Origin of the sequence: Rossellomorea vietnamensis NBRC 101237 (assembly GCF_001591825.1) — a bacterium.
Lineage (GTDB): Bacteria > Bacillota > Bacilli > Bacillales > Bacillaceae_B > Rossellomorea > Rossellomorea vietnamensis.
Genome location: NZ_BCVQ01000016.1, coordinates 12664 through 35556, shown reverse-complemented (window position 1 = coordinate 35556; position 22893 = coordinate 12664). Strand labels below are relative to the sequence as shown.

Below are 22893 nucleotides of genomic sequence, written 5' to 3'. Positions count from 1 at the left end.
TCTATAATATAGGCTTACGTTTGCCACTAACAAAAAAATAACGACACCTAAGGATGCCGTTTTCCTTAGTTTTTTATAGAGGGTTGTGCTAGAACCTCTCGGGTACCATACAGTCACCCAATTCTTCTTCTATTGTCCTCAACCAATATAACGTTTTTTCACAAAAAAATCTACATTTCACGTACAATTTATCCGAAAATATCGGGAAGCCATAGGGGCATGACTATTTTAACCGGAGAAGCCTTCTCCTTTTCCTTCTTTTTTTCGAGCCGAAACGCAGCCAGCCTATTTTCAAGAAGAACCCAAACATGATCAGTGCAATGAGTCCCATGATTCCCAGGACGATGAAATACCCATTGGGCTCATCGAGTTCAGGCATGTTGACAAAGTTCATCCCATATAAACCTGCAATAAAGGTAAGGGGCATGAAAATCGTCGTGATGACAGTCAATGTCATCATGATGTTGTTCATTTTATCTGAATTGATCGATAAATAATTATCACGTATATCCGATGAGAATTCCCGATAAGATTCAAGCATTTCCACCAGCTTTATTAAATGATCATAGACGTCATTGAAGTATAGCTGCTCTTCCTTCAGGGCATTCAATCTGCCCGAATTACTGATGCGATACAATAGATCCCTCATCGGCACGAGGGTGCGACGCAGCTTTGACATATCGTGTCGGATATCAAATAATTCATCCATCAGATCACTATCGGCTCCTTCATTCGTGTTGTCTTCAATCGTATTAAGGCGGTCTTCTATCTTATACACAAGGGGAAAATAATCATCCACGAGCCGGTCGACGATTCTATGCATGATTTTGAACGGGCTGAGCTGGCCACCTTCTTCTTTCATCTCTTCCCATATTTGATTTAACTGACTGACAGGTTCTTTATGGAACGTAACGATAAACCTTGAATTCACAAACATATTCACCTCATGGGAATCAAGGGTTTTTGTATTGATTCCGTGCATGAGCACAAAGATGTATTGATCATAAAAATCAAGCTTGGGACGTTGACTGAAATCATCCAGACAATCCTCAATCGCAAGGGGATGAAATCGAAAATACAGCTTCAGCAGTCTGATGTCCTTGCTTGAAGGCTCAGAGAAATCGACCCAATACCATTTTACATCTTTCTCTTTTATTCTTGATAAGGGAACATCGCTTTGGATCTCCCCGTTTTCCATAATTATACTTGTTCGGATCATATGGCTCTCCCTAACTGTCTTTTTTCATTTTTTATCCTTTCCCTATTTCTCTCCCATTCAAACAAAACCACTGCGTTACCATTCAATTTAATGTTAAAATATGAATCAAACAATCAAAGTAGGTGTACATATTGGAACAGCATATTAACCCCAGGGTCAGAGACATACAAATTTCTGGTATACGACGATTTTTCAACATGGTGTCAGACATCGACGATATGATTTCCCTGACAATCGGTCAGCCTGACTTCCCAACCCCTCAACATATTAAAGATGCAGGAAAAGCAGCCATTGATGGAGATTTCACGTCTTATACCCACAATGCTGGATATATCGAATTACGGGAAGCGGCGGCTTCATTCGTCAAAGAAAAATATCATGTAGAGTATGATCCTGCAACAGAAGTCATTGTCACAAATGGTGCGTCCCAGGGAATCGATGTGATCCTGCGTACAATCCTTTGTCAGGATGACGACTGCCTTCTTCCAGGGCCCGTATATCCTGGATATGAACCCATCATCAAACTATGTGGTGCCAATCCGGTCCATATCGACATTACCCAAAATGAGTTTAAATTAGATGCAGCATTGATCGAGGCCAGCCTGACCCCTTCTACCAAATGCATCATCCTCCCATACCCCTCGAATCCAACAGGGGTCAGCTTATCAAAGGAAGAACTGAAAGAAATTGCCGAATTATTCAAGAGCCGGGACATTTTTGTATTGGCTGATGAAATATATAGCGAACTTACCTTTGATGGTTCACATCATTCCATTGCAGAGTATTTAAGAGAGCAAACGATCATCGTGAATGGATTATCAAAGTCACATAGTATGACAGGTTGGAGGATCGGGCTGATCTTCGCTCCTGAAGCCATTTCAAGGCACCTTCTGAAGGTGCACCAATATAATGTGTCCTGTGCTTCGTCCATCTCCCAAAAAGCGGCTTATGAAGCTTTGACAGCCGGGAAAGACGATGCCCTGGATATGAAGATAGAGTATAAGAAACGAAGGGATTATGTATACGACAGACTTGTTGATATGGGATTTGAGGGAATCGTCAAACCCCACGGTGCCTTTTACTTTTTCGTGAAAATACCCGATAACGTCCTGTTAAGCTCATTTGATTTCTCCCTTGCCCTGGCACAGGAAAAAAAGGTGGCTGTCGTCCCTGGCGATGCCTTTTCACCACTTGGAGAAGGGTACTTCCGTCTTTCTTATGCCTGTTCCATGGAGCAACTGGCAGAAGGACTCGACCGGCTTCAATCCTTTATTCAATCCTAACAAGAGGGACGGACCTTGCATCAAGGTCCGTCCCTCTTTGTTCATTACCCTTTATATTCACCATTATTTTTAGGTGCTTTTTCTTTTTTCGCTTTGTCGTTGTGGATTTTATTTGTTGCTGCACTCCCTATTTCATGGGCAAATTCAGCATTGATCTTTGAAGAATCAAAGCCTTTTTTATTTTTCTGTTGCGGATCATTTTTCTTTGTTCTTTTAGCCATCGTTTATTTCCCCCTTTATTATAACTGCTGAACCGCTTAATCGATCAGCATATGTTTATTATTCATCTTCATCTGAAGTCCTATTCAATGGACAAATATCCAAAAAAAAAGAACTAACGCAGTTAACTGAGTTAGTTCAATAAAAAAAAGGAAAAGGGGGTGTTAGTGAGAAATTAATCTCCAATTTCATGCTTAGTAATAGAATACCCGCTTTTAAAGATGATAAACCATCTTTCTACTTTTTTTATAAAAAATTTTTCATTCACCGATGCGCCGCTCCAATGAAGAAAAATGTCTATTTATGGGCCTTCAAACAACCCAGGTACCCAAAAAAGTTATTTTAGTAAAACACTTTAAAAAAGCGCTTTCATACAGTATAATAAACAAGGGAATTCTGATATAGAAGTTTGACCATGACTTGCAGAATGGTAATCATTTTGTATAATCCCTTTTGAAAAGAAAAAAAGGGATTGAAAGAACCAAGCGCTCCTTCAATCCACAAGAAAGGGGGAAATGAGAATAAAAAGGCCCAAAGGGTGTGTGCCTTATTCTTCTCAGATATAATACCCTCATTTCCACCTTTTAAACCTATATTTATTCTATTGATGTGGCTTTTTTCACTGCAGAAATGACCGCATCATTGGTGTCTAGTTGTAGTGCCTGTTCAGCCAGTTCTTTCATTTCAGCGCGGTTCAACTGACGAATTTGAGAACGTGCCTTCAAAATGGATGTTGCACTCATTGAGAACTCATCCAAACCTAATCCAAGTAAGATCGGTACGGCAATCTCATCTCCAGCCATTTCTCCACACATACCTGCCCATTTTCCTTCCTTATGAGCCGCATCGATGACCATTTTCACAAGACGTAAAATGGCAGGGTTATACGGTTGATATAAGTAGGAAACGCGCTCGTTCATACGGTCGGCAGCCATTGTGTACTGAATCAGGTCGTTTGTCCCGATGGAGAAGAAATCAACTTCCTTGGCAAATACATCCGCCATGACGGCAGTTGAAGGAATTTCCACCATGATTCCCACTTCAATGTGATCAGCTACCGTTGTCCCATTTTCAAGTAGGGCTTTCTTCTCTTCTTCCAGGATCGCTTTCGCTTCTCTGAACTCTTGAAGATTTGAAATCATCGGGAACATGATTTTCAAGTTTCCAAATGGACTTGCCTTCAATAACGCTCTAAGCTGCGTACGGAAGATATCCTGCTCATCTAAACATAGACGGATCGCACGATACCCAAGGAAAGGGTTCATTTCTTTCGGTAGATTTAAGTAAGGAAGCTCTTTATCCCCACCGATGTCAAGGGTACGAACCACCACTGGTTTCCCTTCCATTCCTTCTAATACAGCCTTATATGCTTCGTATTGCTCATCTTCTGACGGTAATTCGTCACGACCCATGTATAGGAATTCTGTACGATACAGTCCTACACCTTCTCCACCGTGATTCTTAACGCCTTCAAGATCCTTAGGTGTCCCGATATTGGCAGCAAGTTCAACATGCTCCCCATCTTTGGATACCGTCGGTTCATTCACGAGCTTCGCCCATTCAGCCTTTTGTTCTTCATAACGGGCATGCTCTTTCTTGTACTCTTCGATGACTTCCGGAGTCGGATTAATATGTACTTCTCCATTTAATCCGTCAACGATGATCATATCCCCATTTTCAACAGAGGAAGTAATGGATTTCGTCCCCACTACAGCCGGGATCTCCATTGAACGGGCCATAATGGCCGAATGTGATGTTCTTCCACCGATATCCGTTGTGAATCCTTTAACGAATTCACGGTTTAATTGTGCCGTGTCAGAAGGAGTTAGATCCTCTGCAATCACAATCACTTCTTCTGTTACCATGCTTGGGTTTGCAATCTGCACGCCCAATAAGTGTGAAAGGACACGTTTCGTCACGTCACGGATATCCGCCGCACGTTCCTTCATATACTCGTTATCCATGGATTCAAACATGGATACGAACATATCCGCTGTTTCTTTAAGTGCGGATTCAGCGTTTACATTTTCTGATTTTACTTTGTCTTCGATAGGTGTCAGTAGTTCTGGATCGCTTAAGACAAGAAGATGCGCTTCAAAGATTTGAGCTTTGTCTTCCCCTAAATCAACTCTCGCTTTATCACGGATCGCTTCAAGCTCTGATTTAGATGTCGCAATGGCATTCTGGAAGCGTGAAACTTCCTGTTCAGCATTGTCTACGCTTTTCTTCTCAAAGCTCAGGTCAGGTTCGACCAGGCGATACGCTTTTGCTATGGCAATACCATTTGATGCCGCAATACCTTTTAAGAGACTGGACATTACTCAGCTAAACCTTCTTTGTTCAATGTTTCCTGTAAGCTGTTTAACGCTTCTTCCTCGTCACTACCTTCAGTAATGATTGTGATTTCTGCACCTTTACCAACACCTAAAGACATAACACCCATGATTGATTTTAAGTTTACTTTCTTTTCTTTGTATTCTAGATGTACATCGCTGTCGAATTTGCTTGCCGTTTGAACCAATAGAGTTGCCGGACGAGCATGAATTCCTGTTTCAGCTGTAACTGTAAATGTTTTTTGTGCCATGTGAATCGACTCCTTCAATTATCTTGTTTTTAGTTGCTTCATAAAAGTAATGGATTATAAAGAAAACGTCAACTATTTCTAGTGATTAATCCAATATTCCTATAAAGCTGTTCAATAAAAAAGAATAGCATGCAATGAGGATATACACAATTGTAAAGCTTGATTTTTTTAGTATTTCATTAATTTGCCACTGTTATGAACCTAATTATGTAAAATTTGATGATTTATTGTAAAGCCTAAAGAAGAAAACGCAGTAAAGACCCCATATCCATCTGATACGGAGTCCTTAGTATGAGTCATTCTTCGGATTACCATACTATTCTTTTTCTACTGTTTCTGCCTTCATGAGGTTATAGCCGATCTTTGCTTTGATGACCGTTCCTTTCAAGGTCATTTCATGATCTTCTGAGATATTGGAGTATACATTCACCAAGTCGCAAATACATCGGGAGAACAACTCTGACAGCTGCTTTAATTCCTGGACCTCATACTTCCTGTCTTCTTTCATCAATTCCTCCATCACATCGATGGCAAGACTTTTCACCCTCAGTGCCTGCTCGATTTCGTATTTCAAATGGAACCCTCCCCTTCCTATCATTCTTTCTCTAGCATATGCCGTGGAAACTAGATTAGAACGGGGAAGCTATCAAATGTTCAATTGGGCATCCTTTGTAAATAGTCGCTTATATGCTAATAAAATAAACAGGACGACAGTCAATGCAACGCTTCCGACAATTCCTAACAGAATGGCAATCTGATATTCAATGGCCACCAGAGGGCTTACTCCTGAAAGAATTTGCCCAGTCATCATCCCAGGAAGAAAAATGATACCCATCCCCAGCATATTATTCAGTGTGGGCAGTATGGCAGAATCAAATGCATTATCCAAATACGTCTTAGAGGCTGCCTTAGGGGTTGCCCCCAGCATCAAAGCTCCTTCTACTTTTTCCCTCTGCTCTATCAATCCTCCAAGGAGGGTATTGATTCCAAGCGTTATGCCCGTCATCGCGTTCCCCACAATCATCCCTGCGATCGGAATGAAATATCTTGGTTCATACCATGGGGAGAAATGGATGACGACCATATTGAAATAAAACAGGCTGATCAGCGTTCCAACGCATAATGAAATGGCAGCGATGCCTTTTAGCTTTCGATCCATTTCATATTTGACCTGCTTGAATATATTCCTTACTGCAAATACTTCCATTACGACTATGATACTCAAGGTTAGCCAAGGGCTTGGGTGATCAAAAATATATGTAAGGATGTATCCAGCGATAATCAATTGAATGGTCATCCGGAAAGAAGCCAGTATGATTTGTTTTTCCCTCGATATCCCTCTCCATTTCACGATAAATAACAAGAGAAGGACAAAGGCATACGCTGCAATGAATCTCCATAATTCTATATCGATAATTCCTTTTTCCAATGTCTAACCCTCCATCTCCTGTTTTCTAATCGTAATGATTTCCTCGCCGTACTCTTCGGCCACATTTGTCGAATGGGTCACCATGATGATGGTCCCTCCATGCCCATTTGCACACGTTATAAAACTTTTCATCACTTCAATCTCTGTTTCTTCGTCAAGAGCCGACGTAGGTTCATCCAATAAATAAACAGCAGGCTTCATTACTAACACCCTCCCCAGAGATAATCGCTGGCGTTCACCGCCAGACAACTGTTCTGCACGAGCATCCAGTGGTTTATCCAGCTTCACAATGCTCAACATCTTCAATAGTTCTTCCCTGCTAGCCAGAGGCTTTTCTGAAAAAACAAGCCCCTTCTGAAGATTTTCTTCCACTGTTTCTCCAAACAGAAGAGGGGTTTGGGAAATCATGACAGCTTCCCTCCGATGCTTCACCGGATCCACACTTTCCAGGGAATTTCTTTTATAACGGATATGTCCCCTATCTGGTATATTCATTTTATTCAACAATTTCAATAAAGTAGATTTTCCGGCACCACTTTCCCCAACAAGGCAGGTCGTCCTGTGCTCAGAAATATCCATCTCCTTTATATGTAAAATATCTTTATAGTGTACGTCTCTTAATTCATACAACATAAACGATTCCCCCTCATCTTTATCATACCCCACCGAACAAAAATTAAAGAAGCTAATGCTTACACGAAATGACTCATGTAAGCACCAGCTTCTTCTATTGATCTTCCCGTTGTTTCAATTCACCAATATGGTGTTCGATCTGACTTGTGAAGTAATCGACTTCTTGCTGACTTGGAACGGATTGACCGTATCTGATACGTTCATAAAGAGAGAAAAAACGTTCAGATTCACTGAGGCCGATCCGGTTGAACCATAATTGAACGTTCTCATTCTGTTGTCTTCCCGCCCCCCATATGTGGGCTTCCCCTTCGAGCTTCTCCATGGATAGCCGGATGACGTCCCTTGCTTTTGAATAAGAAAATTGTTCTGTTTCAGGATCCTCGTCCAGGGTTACAATCTTTTGAGTCATCATGGTTGGAGAATTTTCTTTTTCCCTTGACGTGTCAAAGGAAGATTTTCGTTTCTTAACGAAATAAATGACGACTGCTATAACAAATAGCCCCAGGAGAACTTCATTCACCCAGGAAAATGATAATCCCTGGCTAAGTTCATAATTCTGGGCCTCTAAGAAATCCTGTTTTTGAACTTCGCTTCCCTCTCCCTCCTGAGCATCCCTCGTACTTAAGAACCTGTCTCTAAATATTATTAACTGTTGATAAATTGGATCAACCAAGAAAGAAAATACCCAAAATCCCTTTTCTGCTATCCAATAAATCCCTTTACTAACCAAAGAGCTGAATACCGCCAGTAGCCCCCCTGCCAATGTTACTAAAAACCAGAACCCCATTGGTTTGAGCAGCACTTTTTTATGACCGGTTTTCAAATCTCCGAGCATTCTTTGGATCGGCGTGAGCGTGATGATGATTGAAAATAAAATGAATAATAGGCAGTAGATGAGATTCGTATTGCCCATGTCTCTTATGGAACCTGTCAGTAATGAAACCGATGCAATAAATAAAAAGATCAGGACAGACCCGCTGCTCACTTCGATGGATGCATCTTTATTTTTGGTATAAGACGTGATTTTCCAATGTAAAAAAACAAGGACAGCCAACATCACCCACCATGCAGCAGAGAAGAAATAGATACTTAATATAAGAGAGATAGCAAGTGCCCCTAACAACAGTTTAAAGATCCAAGGTTTCAACGTGCTTACTATGAGAAATGTCATTATTATGATAAACACCATACAAAGGGCCGGTACATAGCTGCTTAATAGTACTTCTTTGGAAAAAAGGAATGTGGCCATCAATAGGGCGAATAATATATCGATTCCGACATCGAGCCCCATTTTCACCATGAGCAATTGTTTATGTTTGATCAAGAAGGAACTTTCAGCGAACGATTCCATAATGTGACGACTCCTTGTTTTTGTTCTGAATTCAACTTGTAAACTTGGATTTTCTGTTTCTCAATCTTTGTCAATAAAGCTTCTTCACGTGCCCCCAGTGCCCCTGCCGTTATAAATACAGAAGGAACCAATTGTCTGAGGTATAAATGCTTCAGAACAATATGGAATGGGATTGTAAACTCATCTGTCGATAGAGTAGAAAGCATTTCCATTCCTCTCTGCCTGTGAACCCTTCCTATTCCGGGCGGAAGATAATAGTAAGGGGTCCCGCCCTGAGATCTAACATTTAAGACAAGGGAGAAAGTGATATTTTGTTCTACCGCAAGCCTCATCATATAGGAGGCGTATTGAATGATTTCTTCGAGCTGGTTGGTGATGGCATAGCGATCCGATAGATTGATGGCGATCATCCACTCTCTTTGAGTAGCTGGTGCATAGATCTTCGTTTGAAGGCTGCCCGTTCTGGCAGTTGCCTTCCAGTGAACATCCTGAAAGCGGTCTCCTTGAATGTAATCCCTTGTCCCTATCTGATGAAAGACATCATGAAATAATGAATGTTGGATGGGGACGTCCCCCTGTTTCCATGTAAGCTTTTGTTCGGCCATTTTCACGGGAGAATCTGAAGGAAATACGATAATGGTCGACGGGACATTATCGAGTAAATCCAAAAGTACTTTACCACTTCCGAATAAGTGGGGGATTTCCAGCTGCATGTTGGTAATCCTGCATAATCCCCTTCTTTTTCCTTTAACGGGTATGGAAATGCTCCCTTCTTCATTTTTACGGATGGAGAAGGGGACGGACACTTCAATTTTGTCCTCCACCCCTGACGAGTAGGGATGCATAGTGGGGATGACGATATCTTTAAATGTGATTTTCAATGTCGCACCCCAAATGGACATGCCTTTATTTTGAAGTTGAAATTCCCACTTTTGCTCTTCATCGCAATGCAGCCTAATTCTCTTCGTGGTCCTTCCAATGCTGATCCCATCACCAATTTTCATTAGATACCATTGATGGACCCTGAAATAGAGGATCATCAACAAAAAAATACCTAACCCTACATAGGAATGTACATAAAAGCTTGCTGCCCCAACGATGACAAGCAGGACCAGAGTCAAGGATATATAGGGATCTTCGACAATATCACGTTTCCAATTCACTAAGCTTGCCTCGCTTCTACAGGAGTAACGGCCATTTCCACAATTTGCTCGATCACTTCCTCGGCCGTTCTCGTCAAGGAAGACTCGATCGTTAATTGGATCCGGTGTTGCAGTACATATGGGGCAACGGCTACGATATCCTGCGGTCTCACAAAATCCCTTCCTTCGAGGAATGCTTGAGCCTGAGAGGCCTTGAGAAGTGCGAGGCTCGCCCGTGGGCTTGCACCTACCTCCACCCATTCATGTTCCCTTGTTCCCCTCGTAATTTGAAGAATATATGTTTCAATATCCTCGGATATATGTACTTCTTTGACTTGGCGGGTCAATGATTGTAACTCATCAAGTCTTAACACTTTGTTGACTGTATTTAATGGTTCGCCTGATTTAAAGCGATTTAATATTCCTCTTTCTTCTTCAAAATCAGGATACGTAAACGGAATCTTCAATAAAAATCGGTCCAGCTGAGCCGCAGGCAGTGGAAAAGTCCCCTGCTGGGATTCAATCGGATTCTGAGTCGCGACCACGATAAATGGTGGCTCTAATGGGACGGTTTCCCCGTCTATGGTAATTTGTTTTTCTTCCATTACTTCGAGTAAACTCGCCTGTGTTCTAGGAGTGGCTCTGTTAATCTCATCTGCCAAGAGGACATTCGTGACCACGGGCCCTGTCCTTAATTCGAATTCCTGTGTTTTCGGATTGAAAAATTGTATACCAGTCACATCACTCGGTAACACATCCGGTGTGAATTGGATCCTTTTGAACGCTCCATCGATACAGTGACTGAAAGTTTTGGCGAGCAAAGTCTTTCCTGTACCCGGGACACTTTCCAATAGAACGTGTCCTTCTTGAAGTAATGCAATTAACAACAGGTCGATTTCCTTGTCCTTCCCCACTAGCACTTTATTCATCTCTCTCTTGATTGAATCCATTCGATTCATTCTTTTTCCCCCTCATTGACTATATTGATTAAATTTTCTAAATATATTATTTTTTTATTCTATCATAACTCGTTGTTAAATTATCCCTTTTTCATAAAAAAAACGAACCACTTCACCAGGATAGGTGAACGGTTCGTTTTATTACCGTTAATGTTCATACATCATCTTCTTTGTCATTCCCCCATCAATCACGATGTTTTCACCTGTGATGAAATCATTATCGGGGTGGGCAAGGAATAAGCATGCCCTCGCTATATCTCCAGGTTTCCCTACCCTTCCGGAAGGGTGCTGACTGTGGTCGATGTCTCTCAAGGTATCATAATCTTCTGTTTGAATCCATCCTGGACTGATGGAATTGACGCGGATCCCCACTTCGCTCAAAGTTATGGCCAGAGAATGGGTGAGGCTTACAATGCCTCCTTTTGTCGCTGAATAGGCTTCGGTATCCGGTTCAGACATAGTAGCTCTTGTTGAGGCCATATTTATGATGCATCCACCCTGATTCTTCATTAATGAAGCCGCTTCCCGGCTGCAATAAAATACGCTGCTTAAGTTTGAAGATAGAATGCTGTTCCAGTCGTCAGGTTCCATTTCCCAAAAGGACATGAATCTGGAGACGCCTGCATTATTTATCAGAACGTCCAGCACCCCATGATCTTCTTTTATTTTATTGAAGACGCCTTTCACCTCATCGGGGACACCGACATCTGCTTCATGGAATCTCGTGGTATATCCCTCTGCATTAAGCCTGTTGGAATGTTCTCTCCCCTTTTCCACGTCCTTATCCACAAATTCAACCATGGCGCCTTCTCTGGCAAATTCTTCAACCAGGGTTTTCCCTATACCGCTGGCTCCCCCTGTGATACATACAATTCTGCTCTTCATTCTCTTCATCTCCCATTAATTGTTTATATAGAAGGATACCCTTCGCCCTGAAAGTTCAATCTCTTTTAATAGAAAAGGGTTAACCCGGTTGGAATTCTCTTTATAAAATAAGAGAGATTACCAAAGGTTAACCCTTTTCTATTTATTGAATCATTTTATTTTGAGTTGTTTTTTTTGTATCATTTCGCTGATGAATATTGATCAAGGCATCCAGCTCTTTACTAAGTTGGATCGTAGTGGGACTGTCCAGCCCTAAACGAAGGCCTGACTCTATCATTTTCCACCGTACCAACTCAATTTGAGCAACAATTGTCCCATTCATCAACATCACCTCTATTTCTTTTCTCTATTTTACTATTAATCCCACATAGAGGAAAGAAAAAAGATATAGGAACGCTCATTTATTATTTTTGATCAACCTTACTTTGCGAAACGGTGTTTTCCAATTGTCAGCAAGGTGTCCCTGCTTGTGATCCAGTCACTTGTAGATGTCACTGGATTATAGAAAAAGAGTGATCCCTTTCCTTGGCCTCTGAATGCCAGGGCTTCCTGGACCGCGTCCCTTGCTTCCTGTGAAGGCGCCTGGTTGATTTGTCCATTTTGTACAGGCGAAAAGGCATAATATCCATTTGAAACCTGATAGATTACATTTTTGATAGTGTCAGGGAACTCATTAGAATCCACTCTGTTCAATACGACGGTTGCAACTGCAACTTTACCTGCATATGGCTCACCTTTTGCTTCTGCATGCACAAGCTTTGCAAGCAGCTCCCGATCTTCGGCTGTCACATTATTATCAGGGATTTTGATGGTTTGACCCGGTTGGATTTCATTGGATTTCAGATTATTTGCTTCCTTTAATTGAATGACGGATACGGATTTCTCTTTACCGATTTCCCAAAGGGACTCACCATTTTTTACAGTGTGTTCTCCCCCTGCAGCAAATGTTTGAGTGGAGAACGTAACAAAAGAAAGTGCTGCAATTCCTAATATAAAGCTCTTCTTGATCATATTTCTACCTCCCAAATAGCGTTCCCTCATAAGATAACAATGAATGGGGAGAATTTCAGCAGGTAATGGTTACCACCAATGGTTCACGCTTCTATACTAAATGAAGAAACCCGTTCATATAATGTTTTATATACAACAAGAATACGATGTCCATTTGCGAACAAAAAAAGCAGAGGATGATCTCCTCCACTTCGTTTAACTTCTCGGTGTATCAAGGTATTGAAAGAGGATATTCCCGCCTTGTTTAGCTATCCCACGGAACTGTTTAAAGTCTTCCTGTTTTACCAGCACAGATCGGAAAGCAAGAAAATCTTCCTTCAATACCATTATTTCCTCTACTTCTCTTGTACGCAATGATTGCAGCTGTTCAAGAATTTCTGTTTCACTCATATCCACTACCTCCATCTTCACTGTTTCTATTGTAGTTTCAAAAGGCTACTGAGCTCAAGACATAAATTTTATATGCAATTTTTAGAAAACTCTTTACCTTTCCATGACTTTGCGTCAAAATATTAGTAATTGTTTGTAGAAATTTGCCAAAAAGGAGCGGCTTTTGATGAAAAAAGCAGAAATCGGGAATGTCATTGAATTTAGAGAAGGATTAAAAGGAATCGTTGAAAAAGTGAATGAAAATTCAGTAATCGTCGACTTAACTTATATGAAAAATTACCGCGAACTTGAATTAGAAGAAAAGACGGTGGTGAACCATAAAAATTATAAGATCGTAGAGGCATAATACTAAAGAAATTTCCTTATAAGGTGGAGGACTTCCTCCTCCTTTTTTGATGTAGGACCAAAATAGAAAGGTTTACGGCGGCAGCTTTGAGGTTATTCTGATAGCATACTGTCTCGTAAGGTGGAACCCTGTTATGAACCTGAATATACATATATTGAATAAAGCACAAAAAAGCTTTTGGTTTGTGCCATTTTTATTTTCGCTGATCTCTTTGCTTCTTTCTCTTGTCACCTTTTATTTTGATTGGTGGTTAAGTCAGCATAATTATCCGATATTTCCAAAGGTTTTGTTCTCTAATTTTAATTTATCCATGACCATCATCAGTACGATTGCCTCATCCATCATGACAATGACGACCATTACCTTCTCAACCATCATGGTTGTCCTCACGACATTTCTATCCCAGTATTCACCGAGGACATTACAGAATTTCATTAATGACCGCCCGACTCAGAGGGTGCTTGCCATCTTTGTATCCGGTGTGGTCTACTGCATAACCCTGCTGGTCCTCCTTCAGGATGAATCAGGTCAGGAATTATATATTTCCTCGGCTTTTGCCGGCATAGTGGCCGTTATTTGTTTATTTGTCTTCGTTTATTTCGTACATCATGTTTCCAACTGGGTGAAGGTAAGTAATTTAATCCACAATATCACCATTAAAACCAATAAAAAAATTGATAACAGCTACCTTTACAGAAGAAATGCCATTCAAGAGGAACCTTCTACATTCAATGACTCTTTCTTTAAAGAAACGGAGCCGACCAATGTGTTCAGTGAAGCATCCGGATATCTGCAACAGATTGATATCGAAGGGATGATTAAAAAGGCCAAAAAGGACAAGAGTATTGTACGGATGGTGAAGACACCCGGCGAATACTTACTTGAAGGGACCCCCGTAATGACAATTTGGACAACGAACGAAGACATTGACGCAGAAGACTACCTGGACCATCTAGTCTTGGGTCCTGATAAAGAGCCGATGGAAGACATTGAACTCGGGATCCGGAAGCTAGTAGAAATAGCCTTAAGGGCCATTTCACCGGCCATCAACGACCCTAATACAGCTAAGAACTGCATTGAAGAAATCGGCATCATCCTGTCAAAGCTCGCTAAACATAAGCTTCCAAGCTCTTATTTGACAGATGATGAAAACCAGCTGCGTATCATTTTAGAACAGCCAACCTTTGTCGATTATTTATACAAAAGCTTTTATCAATTAAGGCATTACGGTAAACAAGATGTATCCATCATTGCAGAAATCTTCCGTTCCCTTAGAATGATTGGTGAAAACAACAGCAGTGAAACGAAGCGGCTAGTGTGGACCTTCAAGAATTATATACTTGAAGGCATCGACTATGACAGCCTGCAGGACCTTGATATGCAGTACATCATGAGACATTTGGACGAATTGGCAGCAGCTTGTGGTAAAGACGATTGGGACAAGGATGAAGTACGAAATAAATATTTCCCTGAGCAATACAAAACCGATGACTCTTATCATCATAAAAAAGACTTATAACCAAAAGAAAAACGGATGCCCTTTAGCATCCGTTTTCCTTTTATTGCTTTTCTTTCTTTCCTTCTGAGAGCTCTTTGAATGAAGAAACTTTGCCGTGAGGATGCTGCTCCTCTTTTCTTACATTCCACTGTCTTTCTTTTTCATGTTTGGACTGTGTCATGTTTATCACTCCTTTTGATTTACTCTCTATTAACATGAGCTGCAGACACATTTTTTACTCTTTTTGAACATTATTTATTCGGTTTCATCCACAGAAGGATAATGAATAACAAACTCATATAGCCAAATAGAGGGTACAAATAAGATAGGAGTTCACTGTACTCAAAGAAGCTCAAAGAATAAATCATCAGGAAAATCCCTGTAAAAGTCCATAAAGAAGAGCCTTTCCAATAGCTTCCGAGCTGTTTTTCGAGGCCGAATACACCACCGATGACGGAAGTGAAAATCTCACCATAGATAATGAGGATATAGATAAAGTAGAAACCTGATACGAATGACTTCATCACCACGGCCATGGGAATCTGATACTGGGTTACATTTGGAATCGTGACAAGGGTGATATGACTGGAGATCAAAATGAGTGTTAGAAAAAAACCGCCAAGATATCCCCCATATTTAATGGTTTCCCTATCTTTCACTTCTCCTGCAACTGGAACGAGAACAGCCTGTGCCATGGCGAGATTGAAGGCAACGTATGAAAATGGGGCGACGACCGATTTCCATCCATCTTCCGCATGAGGGATCATGAGGAATGCTTCCATAAAATCCGCATGGAGAACGGAATACACCATCAGGAGCAGATTGAAGACAATCATAAGAGGAACGACAAACGTATTCACAGCAAATAAGCCTTTCATCCCTACCATCATCGTTAAAAAACCCAATGCGATGGTCAACAGAATCCCTAACTGTTTGGATAATAGGAGCTGCTCCTGAAAAACGGCCCCTGCCCCTGAAAGCATGACGGCTGAAACTCCGATCAGCATGATCATCATGACGATATTCATGATCTTTGAAAACCATTTGCCAAATAGATATTCATTGAATTCCTCGAATGACTTCGCTTTAATATCATGGGATTTGAGCATGATCTTGGTCCCCATCGTAATAAATAAATATCCACTTAGTAATATGGCAATAAACCCGACAAAACCAAACCGGGTGAAAAACTCGACAATTTCCCTTCCCGTGGCAAATCCGGCTCCTATCACAGTTCCTACATATACTGCTGCAATCTGAAACGATCCAGCCAATCTTTTCATCCCATCACCTCTGACACCTTCTACTTCACCTTATGTACAAGCATGGAAAATCAGAAGCAAAAGAACAGAATTCTTTTATTAAATAGATTTCTTCGTAAACATGGTTGATTATGAAAAAGAGTGTAGTGGTTGATTTCCGCTTCAGGTGCTCGCTTTCCGCGGGGCTGGCGGTGAGCCTCCTCGGGCAATTGCCCTGCGGGGTCTCACCTGTCCAGCGTTTCCCGCAGGAGTCGAGCACCTTCCGCTTCAATCAACTGTCCAAGCGTAAGTCAAAAAAAAACCGAACGACCATTCGAATTTCTTTAATGAAATCGAATTCGTACGGAATTTTATTGGTTTTGTAAAAGCATATAATAGGTATTTTGCAGATTCTAGCTGTTGATTGGAGTGCAAGACGTAGACTCCTACGGGAAAAGCGGAATAGGCGAGACCCCGCAGGAGCGCTAGCGACGAGGAGGCTTGCCTTCCGCCCGAGGAAAGCGAAGTCTTGCACGGAAATCAACAGCGGTGTAAAAAAAGTTCCTATTCAGACCATTTATTCAGATTATTCGTCTTTAAAGTAAATGGAATTAATTATACTCCAGCCACCTGATTTTCATTATAGGGTTGTATCATCGATTCCATTTAACCACTGCCTGATTGGTTCGATTACTTTTTCGACCGTTCCCTCCTGGAATGGCGAGTCTAGATGGGCCGCTTCCACCAGTGCTGTGAATGAACGGCTTCCTCCCAGTTTACAAAGGGCAACATAGTCATTCCAGGCCCCTTCACGATCCTCATTCATTTTCTTCCAAAATTGAAAAGCACAGATTTGAGCTAACGTATAATCAATATAGTAGAATGGTGAATTGTAAATATGGGATTGACGCTGCCAGAACCCGCCATTTTCCAAATACGACACCCCATCATATTCTTTATGCGGAAGATACTCTTTCTCGATCTTTCTCCAGGCTGCGTTCCGTTCAGCAGGTGTAGCTTCAGGATTCTCATACACAAAATGCTGGAATTCATCCACTGCTACACCGTACGGGAGAAATTGCAGCGCCTCACTCAAATGAGAGAATTGATACTTATCCGTATCCTCCTTAAAGAAATAGTTCATCCATGGCCATGTGAAGAATTCCATGCTCATGGAGTGGATCTCGCAGGCTTCGTACGTTGGCCAAATGTATTCCGGGATATCGAATCCACGGCTTGAATATACCTGGAAGGCATGGCCAGCTTCATGAGTCAATACATCGATATCGCCAGACGTCCCATTGAAATTCGAGAAGATATATGGCGCTTCATGCCCAGCAATATATGTGCAATATCCTCCTCCCGCTTTCCCCTTCTTCGCCTCTAAATCCATGAGGTTGCGTTCGATCATGAAATCAAAGAATTCTTTTGTCTCAGGTGATAACTCTTCATACATTTTCTTACCATTGTCAATGATCCACTGAGGGTCTCCTTTAGGGGATGCATTGCCGGATGTGAATTTAAATCCTTCATCATAAAACTTCATGGAGTCGATACCAATCCGCTTCCCCTGTCTTTCTTTCAGCTCTGAGGAAAGAGGGACGATATGCGCCTTCACCTGATCACGGAATTTTTTTACCATATCAGGTGTATAATCCGTTCTCGTCATACGATAATATCCTAACTCAACAAAATTCTTATACCCTAAAGTCGTCGCTATGGTATGACGGACTTTCACTAACTCATCGAATAAACGATCTAATTCTTCCTGATTTTCTTCAAAGAAAGAAACGGTTGCAAAGGCTGCCTCTTTCCTTGTCCCTCGATTTACAGATTGTGTAAAGGGACCCATTTGGGCCAATGTTCTCTCTTCTCCTTCAAATGGGATCTTGGCAGAAGCCATCAGTTTCGTATACTGTGAAGACAGCTTATTTTCTTTTTGAAGCAGAGTGATAATTTCAGGGGAAAACGTTTTGATTTCACTCTCTGCCAGGGAAAATAACTGTGTTCCCCACTTCTCTTCCAATTCCTTCCGATACGGGGAGTTTACCAGTTCCTGATAATATTCTGTGACCATGCCGGAAACCTCAGGCATCATATCATCGATGTACTCCTGCTCTTCTTTGTAAAACCTATCATTTGTATCGATGGAATGCCTGATATAGCATATATTCTGCATGGTGTCGATGGTAAGTCGGATTTCATTGATTTCCTTGATCGCTTCCATCTGTTCAGAAACATTTGAAGCTGCTTTAAACTTCTGAAGCACCTTTTCGAATGCCGGTTTAATCTCTTCCAGAATCGGTCTTTCATATGTATATTCTTCAAACTTCATACTTTGTTCCTCCTCTTAAATTGATCCCGATTATAATAATTCGACTTCATAGCCCGAATCTCCTGTTGATAGAAGGATCGATTTCATTAATATCCCCTAAAAATAAAAGCCCCGTCTATAATAGACAGGGCAGATTGATGTGGCCTAGTAGGAAAGATCTTTGATGGATAGTCCAAGCTTTTTCAGCATTTGTATGGTTTCTACCTTTTCGTCGGGAGACAAGGCAGACATCAATTCGTGTATCCGGTTCTCATGGTTCGGGAAAATATCATCGATCAACCCTTTGCCATTTTCGGTAATCTGGGCGTAAGTGACCCGACGATCCTTTGGACAGGCAACGCGTTTAAGGTATCCCTTTTTTTCAAGCTTATCGACTACATACGTGATGCTGCCTGAAGCTAGCAGGATCTTCCCTCCAATTTGTTGCAAAGGCTGGTCTCCCTTATGATACAGAAGCTCCAACACGGCAAATTCTGTCGGGTTTAGACCATTTTCTTGAATGTTCTTATTTATCTCTTCATTTAACGCTTTAAAGGCTCTGGAAAGGACAATGAAAAGTTTCAACGATTGTTTTGTATCTTGTTTCTCGGTCATGGCATTCATTCCTTTAAAGAATATATCTCAGTTTCAAAATATTATACAAATATATCTGCTCATTGTCAACTGTCAGAGTCTTTCTGCAGAAGGAGAAAGCAAAGGACGGCCCGCTTTTGGCGAACCGTCCTTTACCTTTGAAAAAACGACAAATTAGTTTTGTTCGTATGATGTGAATGTGGAATTGAACGGAGATTCTTTCTCTCATGTGTCTGAATGATGAGGGAATTCCTGGTGAGTGGTCAAGAAGCAGTGCGTTTCAATAAACTCTTAATGTATTGCCCTAACTCGCTTGATGATTCGTGCAGTGGCTCTGATCCAGCATTGCCCGTGCACTTTTCATAGTCGTTCAACAGCTGATCCAATTGCTGGCTGCATTTGATTGTTTCCTCAGCACATAATCCTAAGTTTACTCCCATTGATACCATTTCCGAGCGCTTGTGGTTGATTTTCAATAATAGCCACTTCTGTTTTAATAAACGACCCATTTCTACTAAACTCCTTTTTTAGCTCCTAGTCTATTTAAAGTAAAATCATTACTTGAGCATTATCGCAAGTATTATCAGAAAAGTAAATAGATTCGCAAAACAAGACAAAATAACTAGTATTATTGCTGAATTAGACATTTTTCGCCAAACGTGCAAAAAAAGGATAGACAAAAGAAGAGTTTCTTTGTCTATCCTGATGGATGATTAATAGATTGGTACCCAACCTTCCTGGGTGACGAAAATGCGAACGGCCACTACCTGCTTATCATCACTTAAAGTGAAATAGTGGCGGATGTTTTCAGGTACGGAAATTAAGTCACCGGGATTCAGGTGTACTTCAAAGAAATCCCCATCCTTTCCTTGAATGACGAAAACGCCATGTCCACTTACTATAAATCGGACCTCATCATCCGTATGATGATGCTCCTGTTGGAAATTCTTTAATAGCTCTTCAAGATTGGGAGTGCTTTCGGAAAGGGAAATCACATCCCTTGCCTGATACCCTCTGCGAGATGAAATATCTTCAATCTCCTCTTTAAAGGTGGAGAGAATGGCCTCTTTATCCTCATCGGTTAAAGCGAATCGGTCCCTCAGTGATTCGTCCAGTTTATCCATGTTCCAATGTTCGTAGATCACCCCTTGGTCATTTAAATAATTTACTACCTCTTCCTGGTGATCGATGATCTGATTTTTCCCCTGAATGTGTATCGTTGTCATAATTTTACTCCTCCCTTGGAAATAGATTTCGAAGTTGTTAATGATAATAATGTAAGGTGATATTGGAACAGAAACTCACACGCTTCCAATAGTTTCTTAGCTTCAAATCCTGTACGTCCCCAAACGGTAAGTCCATGATTGCGAATGAGTACGGCCCCTTTATCTCCATTAATGAAAGGAAGGAAGGAATCCGCCAAGGTTGGGATATGCGCATGATTATGGATGATGGGTATCGAGAGGGAATCATGTTCATCCCATTTGTCCCAGGCTTTAATCAGTTCCTGGTTTCTGAATGTGATGACACCTTCATCCCCATACAGTTCACTGATCACATTGTTGGCAACAGTATGGACATGCAAGCTGCATCCTGCTGAACTCCCACTGAATATGTGACTGTGGAGAAGGGTTTCGGCTGATGGACGCAGTTGGGTTTCCTCCAAGGCCTCACCCTGCGCGTTCACAAGGAGGAAGTCCTCTTTCGTGTGCTTTCGCTTATCCTTTCCACTTGCTGTAACCAGGAAAGATACAGGCGATGATTCCACACGTATCGCCAGGTTCCCACTGGTTCCCATAAACCAGTCCCTCCCCGCCAATTCTCTTTTGATATCAGCGAGCTCTTCCCATTCGGATTGATACGACTTCATATTGTCACTCCTTTTTCTATCACTTTTATGCAGTCGTGAAATGTTTCAAAAGGCTGATACGGGATTTCTTTTTCTTCACACGTACGTGCGAGATAGTCCCTTGCGAGTACTGTATCGCCAAGCTTAGCCATCTCGATGTCTGTAACAGAGTCCCCTATTACAATCACCTCATGATCTTCCAGGGATAATGCCCTCAAAATGGAAGGCTTACAGCATCCACAGCCTTTGTTTTCACAGTGCACGTCACATGGATATGGCCAATGAATGGTTATGTTCGAATCGTTAAAGATCGCTTCGTTACAATATACAGCCTTAAAAGGCCCGAATTCTTTCAGTAACGGGAAAACAAAGAAGTCTACTCCCCCACTCACAATATACAGGGGAATCTCATTGACTTTTGTATAGTCCACGAATTCCTTGAAGCCTTCACGAATAACCGCTGTTTCCATCAAATACTGGATCATCTCGTCTTTCTTTGAAGAAGGGATGAGTGAGAACAACTTGCTTACCCCTTCTTTGATCGAGATCGAGTGGCTTAAAATGTCCTCTTTTACAGGCTCCCATTCCGGTGGGGCAAAGGCTTTCATTAAAGAAATGATATTATCTGTTTCTGTGATCGTCCCATCAAAATCACAGAATATCACTGGAAGACTCATTATACTTTTACCTCCCCACCCCATAGGGACAAGGCTTTCTGCAGTTCTTCATGGGTTTTGGCTGCCTCCTGGAGTGACGTTCCGTTTATAACAGCATCGATTGCCTGGCCAAATGCCATTCCTCCCCCACTTGCACCGTCCGGGTGACCGTGAATGCCTCCTCCGGCATTGATGACACAATCTGTCCCGAAATCTTTTACCAAAAGGGGTACAAGAGCCGGGTGTATGCCTGCTGATGGAACTGGCAATGTTCTCTTCAAATGTTCGTCATTCTTCGTTAATTCATGGCTTATGGAGAGGACGTTGTCCTTCTCTAGTGCCACACTTCCGTATGGGGATGGAAATAATGAAAAATCAGCCCCGGCCATTCGCAATAATTTACCCAACCATAAAGAGTAGCTCACCCCATATACTGGAGACGCTGCAACAGCCCCGGCAAAGGCAGGATGAGCCATGAGCGGCAATGAAATCTCAGGGTCTTCCCTCAATTCCTGCAGAACATCGAGACCGTAGGAGAATACATTGAATAAAAGGGCATCTGCACCAAGCTCCCTGGCTTTTCTTGCTTTGTCCCGTAATTGTGAGGTTTTCCCTGTCAGATTTACGGCATACAAGGTTCTCTTACCCGTTTCCTCAAATACGTCGTGCAACACTTTTTTCCCTAATCTCACTCTTTCAAAAAATGGAGTCAAGGAATTATCAAATAATATTTCATCATCTTTTACGACATTGACTCCGCCGAGGGCCTGAGCTCTTAACTGATTTTCAAGGAACGTGAGATCCCTGCCGATCACCCCTTTGAATATGCTCATTAACAGCGGTCGACCATGAACCCCTGTTAATTCCCTGATGCCCTCTATCCCAAAACGTGGACCGGGAAATGACTTTTTTAAGTCTTCTGAGAACTCCAGATCCAGTAATTTCACTTCACCATCGAGAGAAAGTTTGCCGAATACTGTTGTAAGGATAGCCGGAATATCATTGGAATAATTATGACCGGGATACCCAATCTTCACCTCAGCCCAGGTGCCTTCGTCCTCCCTCTCTTCCACAGAAACGACTCTCCCCTTGTATTTTCTTAATTGTTCCTGCTCAAGTAGCGGCAGGTCCGTCCATGATCCGACCGTGAGTCCCAAAGCAATCCCTTCTGCTTTTTTCTCGTATGAACCACTTTTTCCCTTTAGTCGATATGTTGCGATCACTTCGCTCATTCATATTACCTCCCTATGTAAAAGCTCTTTTCCGCGTCTTGATTTCATCACGCCGGCA

26 protein-coding genes and 1 riboswitch are annotated in these 22893 nt (G+C 41.7%); of the genes, 3 read left to right on the top strand and 23 right to left on the bottom strand.

Annotated features, from left to right (window positions below; genetic code table 11):
- Positions 1 to 59: 59 nt before the first annotated feature.
- Positions 60 to 104: riboswitch (PreQ1 riboswitch) on the bottom strand.
- A gap of 119 nt (positions 105 to 223) precedes the next feature.
- The gene (corA, locus tag BVI01S_RS10585; RefSeq protein ID WP_034756136.1) at positions 224 to 1219 is read right to left on the bottom strand and encodes a magnesium/cobalt transporter CorA; all 996 of its coding nucleotides are present in this window, start codon (positions 1217 to 1219) and stop codon (positions 224 to 226) included.
- A 131-nt stretch (positions 1220 to 1350) separates the two neighbouring features.
- On the opposite strand from corA, the gene BVI01S_RS10580 reads away from it, so the two are divergent.
- On the top strand, positions 1351 to 2502 hold the full coding sequence (locus BVI01S_RS10580) for an aminotransferase A (protein WP_034756139.1): 1152 nt from the start codon (positions 1351 to 1353) through the stop codon (positions 2500 to 2502).
- A 44-nt stretch (positions 2503 to 2546) separates the two neighbouring features.
- On the opposite strand, the gene BVI01S_RS22745 is transcribed toward BVI01S_RS10580, so the two are convergent.
- The 13 genes from BVI01S_RS22745 to ykzS all read right to left on the bottom strand — a co-directional run bounded on the left by BVI01S_RS22745 (position 2547) and on the right by ykzS (position 13105).
- Positions 2547 to 2723, bottom strand: coding sequence for a hypothetical protein (locus tag BVI01S_RS22745; protein ID WP_167562111.1), 177 nt, complete (start codon positions 2721 to 2723; stop codon positions 2547 to 2549).
- A 594-nt stretch (positions 2724 to 3317) separates the two neighbouring features.
- Entirely contained in the window at positions 3318 to 5039 is a 1722-nt protein-coding gene (gene ptsP / locus BVI01S_RS10575) for a phosphoenolpyruvate--protein phosphotransferase (RefSeq protein WP_061810121.1), read from the bottom strand.
- On the bottom strand, positions 5039 to 5305 hold the full coding sequence (locus BVI01S_RS10570) for a phosphocarrier protein HPr (RefSeq protein ID WP_034756145.1): 267 nt from the start codon (positions 5303 to 5305) through the stop codon (positions 5039 to 5041). Before BVI01S_RS10570 ends, ptsP begins: the two co-directional genes overlap by 1 nt.
- 316 nt (positions 5306 to 5621) lie before the next feature.
- Positions 5622 to 5879, bottom strand: coding sequence for a hypothetical protein (locus tag BVI01S_RS10565; RefSeq protein ID WP_061810120.1), 258 nt, complete (start codon positions 5877 to 5879; stop codon positions 5622 to 5624).
- Between the two features lie 72 nt (positions 5880 to 5951).
- Positions 5952 to 6734: an ABC transporter permease gene (locus tag BVI01S_RS10560; protein ID WP_034756151.1), complete on the bottom strand. Its 783-nt coding sequence runs from the start codon at positions 6732 to 6734 to the stop codon at positions 5952 to 5954.
- A 3-nt stretch (positions 6735 to 6737) separates the two neighbouring features.
- A complete protein-coding gene (locus BVI01S_RS10555; protein WP_231479937.1) occupies positions 6738 to 7367 on the bottom strand; it encodes an ABC transporter ATP-binding protein in 630 nt (209 codons plus the stop codon).
- Between the two features lie 94 nt (positions 7368 to 7461).
- Positions 7462 to 8718: a hypothetical protein gene (locus tag BVI01S_RS10550; protein WP_061810119.1), complete on the bottom strand. Its 1257-nt coding sequence runs from the start codon at positions 8716 to 8718 to the stop codon at positions 7462 to 7464.
- Positions 8688 to 9881, bottom strand: coding sequence for a DUF58 domain-containing protein (locus BVI01S_RS10545; protein ID WP_061810118.1), 1194 nt, complete (start codon positions 9879 to 9881; stop codon positions 8688 to 8690). Before BVI01S_RS10545 ends, BVI01S_RS10550 begins: the two co-directional genes overlap by 31 nt.
- The gene (locus BVI01S_RS10540) at positions 9881 to 10819 is read right to left on the bottom strand and encodes an AAA family ATPase (RefSeq protein WP_034756160.1); all 939 of its coding nucleotides are present in this window, start codon (positions 10817 to 10819) and stop codon (positions 9881 to 9883) included. Before BVI01S_RS10540 ends, BVI01S_RS10545 begins: the two co-directional genes overlap by 1 nt.
- 147 nt (positions 10820 to 10966) lie before the next feature.
- A complete protein-coding gene (locus BVI01S_RS10535; protein ID WP_244886926.1) occupies positions 10967 to 11704 on the bottom strand; it encodes an SDR family NAD(P)-dependent oxidoreductase in 738 nt (245 codons plus the stop codon).
- Between the two features lie 142 nt (positions 11705 to 11846).
- The gene (locus BVI01S_RS10530; protein WP_034756166.1) at positions 11847 to 12026 is read right to left on the bottom strand and encodes an aspartyl-phosphate phosphatase Spo0E family protein; all 180 of its coding nucleotides are present in this window, start codon (positions 12024 to 12026) and stop codon (positions 11847 to 11849) included.
- Positions 12027 to 12124: 98 nt separating this feature from the next.
- Positions 12125 to 12715 (bottom strand): cell wall hydrolase, encoded by a 591-nt coding sequence (locus BVI01S_RS10525; protein ID WP_061810116.1) that lies wholly within the window; start codon positions 12713 to 12715, stop codon positions 12125 to 12127.
- Positions 12716 to 12910: 195 nt separating this feature from the next.
- A complete protein-coding gene (gene ykzS, locus BVI01S_RS10520; RefSeq protein ID WP_034756172.1) occupies positions 12911 to 13105 on the bottom strand; it encodes a protein YkzS in 195 nt (64 codons plus the stop codon).
- 166 nt (positions 13106 to 13271) lie between these two features.
- Between ykzS and BVI01S_RS10515 the strand changes: the two genes are divergently transcribed.
- Together BVI01S_RS10515 and BVI01S_RS10510 are read left to right on the top strand one after the other, a co-directional pair.
- Entirely contained in the window at positions 13272 to 13451 is a 180-nt protein-coding gene (locus BVI01S_RS10515; RefSeq protein WP_034756175.1) for a YkvS family protein, read from the top strand.
- A gap of 133 nt (positions 13452 to 13584) precedes the next feature.
- Complete coding sequence (locus BVI01S_RS10510; RefSeq protein ID WP_061810115.1) at positions 13585 to 14970, top strand: DUF2254 domain-containing protein; 1386 nt, start codon at positions 13585 to 13587, stop codon at positions 14968 to 14970.
- Positions 14971 to 15010: 40 nt separating this feature from the next.
- Here the strand turns inward: BVI01S_RS10510 and BVI01S_RS22945 are convergent, their stop codons facing one another.
- From BVI01S_RS22945 to BVI01S_RS10470, 9 genes are all read right to left on the bottom strand, one after another.
- Entirely contained in the window at positions 15011 to 15130 is a 120-nt protein-coding gene (locus BVI01S_RS22945) for a DUF6254 family protein (RefSeq protein ID WP_219169248.1), read from the bottom strand.
- 70 nt (positions 15131 to 15200) lie between these two features.
- Positions 15201 to 16232 carry a YkvI family membrane protein gene (locus BVI01S_RS10505; RefSeq protein ID WP_061810114.1) on the bottom strand — a complete coding sequence of 344 codons (1032 nt, stop codon included), beginning with the start codon at positions 16230 to 16232 and terminating at the stop codon, positions 15201 to 15203.
- Between the two features lie 598 nt (positions 16233 to 16830).
- On the bottom strand, positions 16831 to 18525 hold the full coding sequence (locus BVI01S_RS10500; RefSeq protein ID WP_034763658.1) for a M3 family oligoendopeptidase: 1695 nt from the start codon (positions 18523 to 18525) through the stop codon (positions 16831 to 16833).
- 144 nt (positions 18526 to 18669) lie between these two features.
- Positions 18670 to 19128, bottom strand: a complete 459-nt coding sequence (locus tag BVI01S_RS10495; RefSeq protein ID WP_439951107.1) for a MarR family winged helix-turn-helix transcriptional regulator — start codon at positions 19126 to 19128, stop codon at positions 18670 to 18672.
- A gap of 233 nt (positions 19129 to 19361) precedes the next feature.
- The gene (locus BVI01S_RS10490) at positions 19362 to 19607 is read right to left on the bottom strand and encodes an aspartyl-phosphate phosphatase Spo0E family protein (protein WP_034763652.1); all 246 of its coding nucleotides are present in this window, start codon (positions 19605 to 19607) and stop codon (positions 19362 to 19364) included.
- A 204-nt stretch (positions 19608 to 19811) separates the two neighbouring features.
- Positions 19812 to 20324 (bottom strand): 1,2-dihydroxy-3-keto-5-methylthiopentene dioxygenase, encoded by a 513-nt coding sequence (locus BVI01S_RS10485; protein ID WP_034763650.1) that lies wholly within the window; start codon positions 20322 to 20324, stop codon positions 19812 to 19814.
- The gene (locus tag BVI01S_RS10480) at positions 20321 to 20968 is read right to left on the bottom strand and encodes a methylthioribulose 1-phosphate dehydratase (protein ID WP_034763646.1); all 648 of its coding nucleotides are present in this window, start codon (positions 20966 to 20968) and stop codon (positions 20321 to 20323) included. The genes BVI01S_RS10485 and BVI01S_RS10480 overlap by 4 nt, the downstream gene beginning before the upstream one ends.
- Positions 20965 to 21624 carry a 2-hydroxy-3-keto-5-methylthiopentenyl-1-phosphate phosphatase gene (locus BVI01S_RS10475; RefSeq protein ID WP_061810112.1) on the bottom strand — a complete coding sequence of 220 codons (660 nt, stop codon included), beginning with the start codon at positions 21622 to 21624 and terminating at the stop codon, positions 20965 to 20967. The genes BVI01S_RS10480 and BVI01S_RS10475 overlap by 4 nt, the downstream gene beginning before the upstream one ends.
- Positions 21624 to 22835 carry a 2,3-diketo-5-methylthiopentyl-1-phosphate enolase gene (locus BVI01S_RS10470; protein WP_061810111.1) on the bottom strand — a complete coding sequence of 404 codons (1212 nt, stop codon included), beginning with the start codon at positions 22833 to 22835 and terminating at the stop codon, positions 21624 to 21626. Before BVI01S_RS10470 ends, BVI01S_RS10475 begins: the two co-directional genes overlap by 1 nt.
- Positions 22836 to 22893 lie beyond the last annotated feature (58 nt).

Bases quoted from the DNA above. Each gene is read 5' to 3' on its own strand.
- corA (WP_034756136.1), bottom strand. From the start codon at position 1,219: ATGATCCGAACAAGTATAATTATGGAAAACGGGGAGATCCAAAGCGAT.
- BVI01S_RS22745 (WP_167562111.1), bottom strand. From the start codon at position 2,723: ATGGCTAAAAGAACAAAGAAAAATGATCCGCAACAGAAAAATAAAAAA.
- ptsP (WP_061810121.1), bottom strand. From the start codon at position 5,039: ATGTCCAGTCTCTTAAAAGGTATTGCGGCATCAAATGGTATTGCCATA.
- BVI01S_RS10570 (WP_034756145.1), bottom strand. From the start codon at position 5,305: ATGGCACAAAAAACATTTACAGTTACAGCTGAAACAGGAATTCATGCT.
- BVI01S_RS10555 (WP_231479937.1), bottom strand. From the start codon at position 7,367: ATGTTGTATGAATTAAGAGACGTACACTATAAAGATATTTTACATATA.
- BVI01S_RS10550 (WP_061810119.1), bottom strand. From the start codon at position 8,718: ATGGAATCGTTCGCTGAAAGTTCCTTCTTGATCAAACATAAACAATTG.
- BVI01S_RS10540 (WP_034756160.1), bottom strand. From the start codon at position 10,819: ATGAATCGAATGGATTCAATCAAGAGAGAGATGAATAAAGTGCTAGTG.
- BVI01S_RS10535 (WP_244886926.1), bottom strand. From the start codon at position 11,704: ATGAAGAGCAGAATTGTATGTATCACAGGGGGAGCCAGCGGTATAGGG.
- BVI01S_RS10530 (WP_034756166.1), bottom strand. From the start codon at position 12,026: ATGAATGGGACAATTGTTGCTCAAATTGAGTTGGTACGGTGGAAAATG.
- BVI01S_RS10525 (WP_061810116.1), bottom strand. From the start codon at position 12,715: ATGATCAAGAAGAGCTTTATATTAGGAATTGCAGCACTTTCTTTTGTT.
- ykzS (WP_034756172.1), bottom strand. From the start codon at position 13,105: ATGAGTGAAACAGAAATTCTTGAACAGCTGCAATCATTGCGTACAAGA.
- BVI01S_RS10515 (WP_034756175.1), top strand. From the start codon at position 13,272: ATGAAAAAAGCAGAAATCGGGAATGTCATTGAATTTAGAGAAGGATTA.
- BVI01S_RS10510 (WP_061810115.1), top strand. From the start codon at position 13,585: ATGAACCTGAATATACATATATTGAATAAAGCACAAAAAAGCTTTTGG.
- BVI01S_RS22945 (WP_219169248.1), bottom strand. From the start codon at position 15,130: ATGACACAGTCCAAACATGAAAAAGAAAGACAGTGGAATGTAAGAAAA.
- BVI01S_RS10505 (WP_061810114.1), bottom strand. From the start codon at position 16,232: ATGAAAAGATTGGCTGGATCGTTTCAGATTGCAGCAGTATATGTAGGA.
- BVI01S_RS10500 (WP_034763658.1), bottom strand. From the start codon at position 18,525: ATGAAGTTTGAAGAATATACATATGAAAGACCGATTCTGGAAGAGATT.
- BVI01S_RS10495 (WP_439951107.1), bottom strand. From the start codon at position 19,128: ATGAATGCCATGACCGAGAAACAAGATACAAAACAATCGTTGAAACTT.
- BVI01S_RS10490 (WP_034763652.1), bottom strand. From the start codon at position 19,607: ATGGGTCGTTTATTAAAACAGAAGTGGCTATTATTGAAAATCAACCAC.
- BVI01S_RS10485 (WP_034763650.1), bottom strand. From the start codon at position 20,324: ATGACAACGATACACATTCAGGGGAAAAATCAGATCATCGATCACCAG.
- BVI01S_RS10480 (WP_034763646.1), bottom strand. From the start codon at position 20,968: ATGAAGTCGTATCAATCCGAATGGGAAGAGCTCGCTGATATCAAAAGA.
- BVI01S_RS10475 (WP_061810112.1), bottom strand. From the start codon at position 21,624: ATGAGTCTTCCAGTGATATTCTGTGATTTTGATGGGACGATCACAGAA.
- BVI01S_RS10470 (WP_061810111.1), bottom strand. From the start codon at position 22,835: ATGAGCGAAGTGATCGCAACATATCGACTAAAGGGAAAAAGTGGTTCA.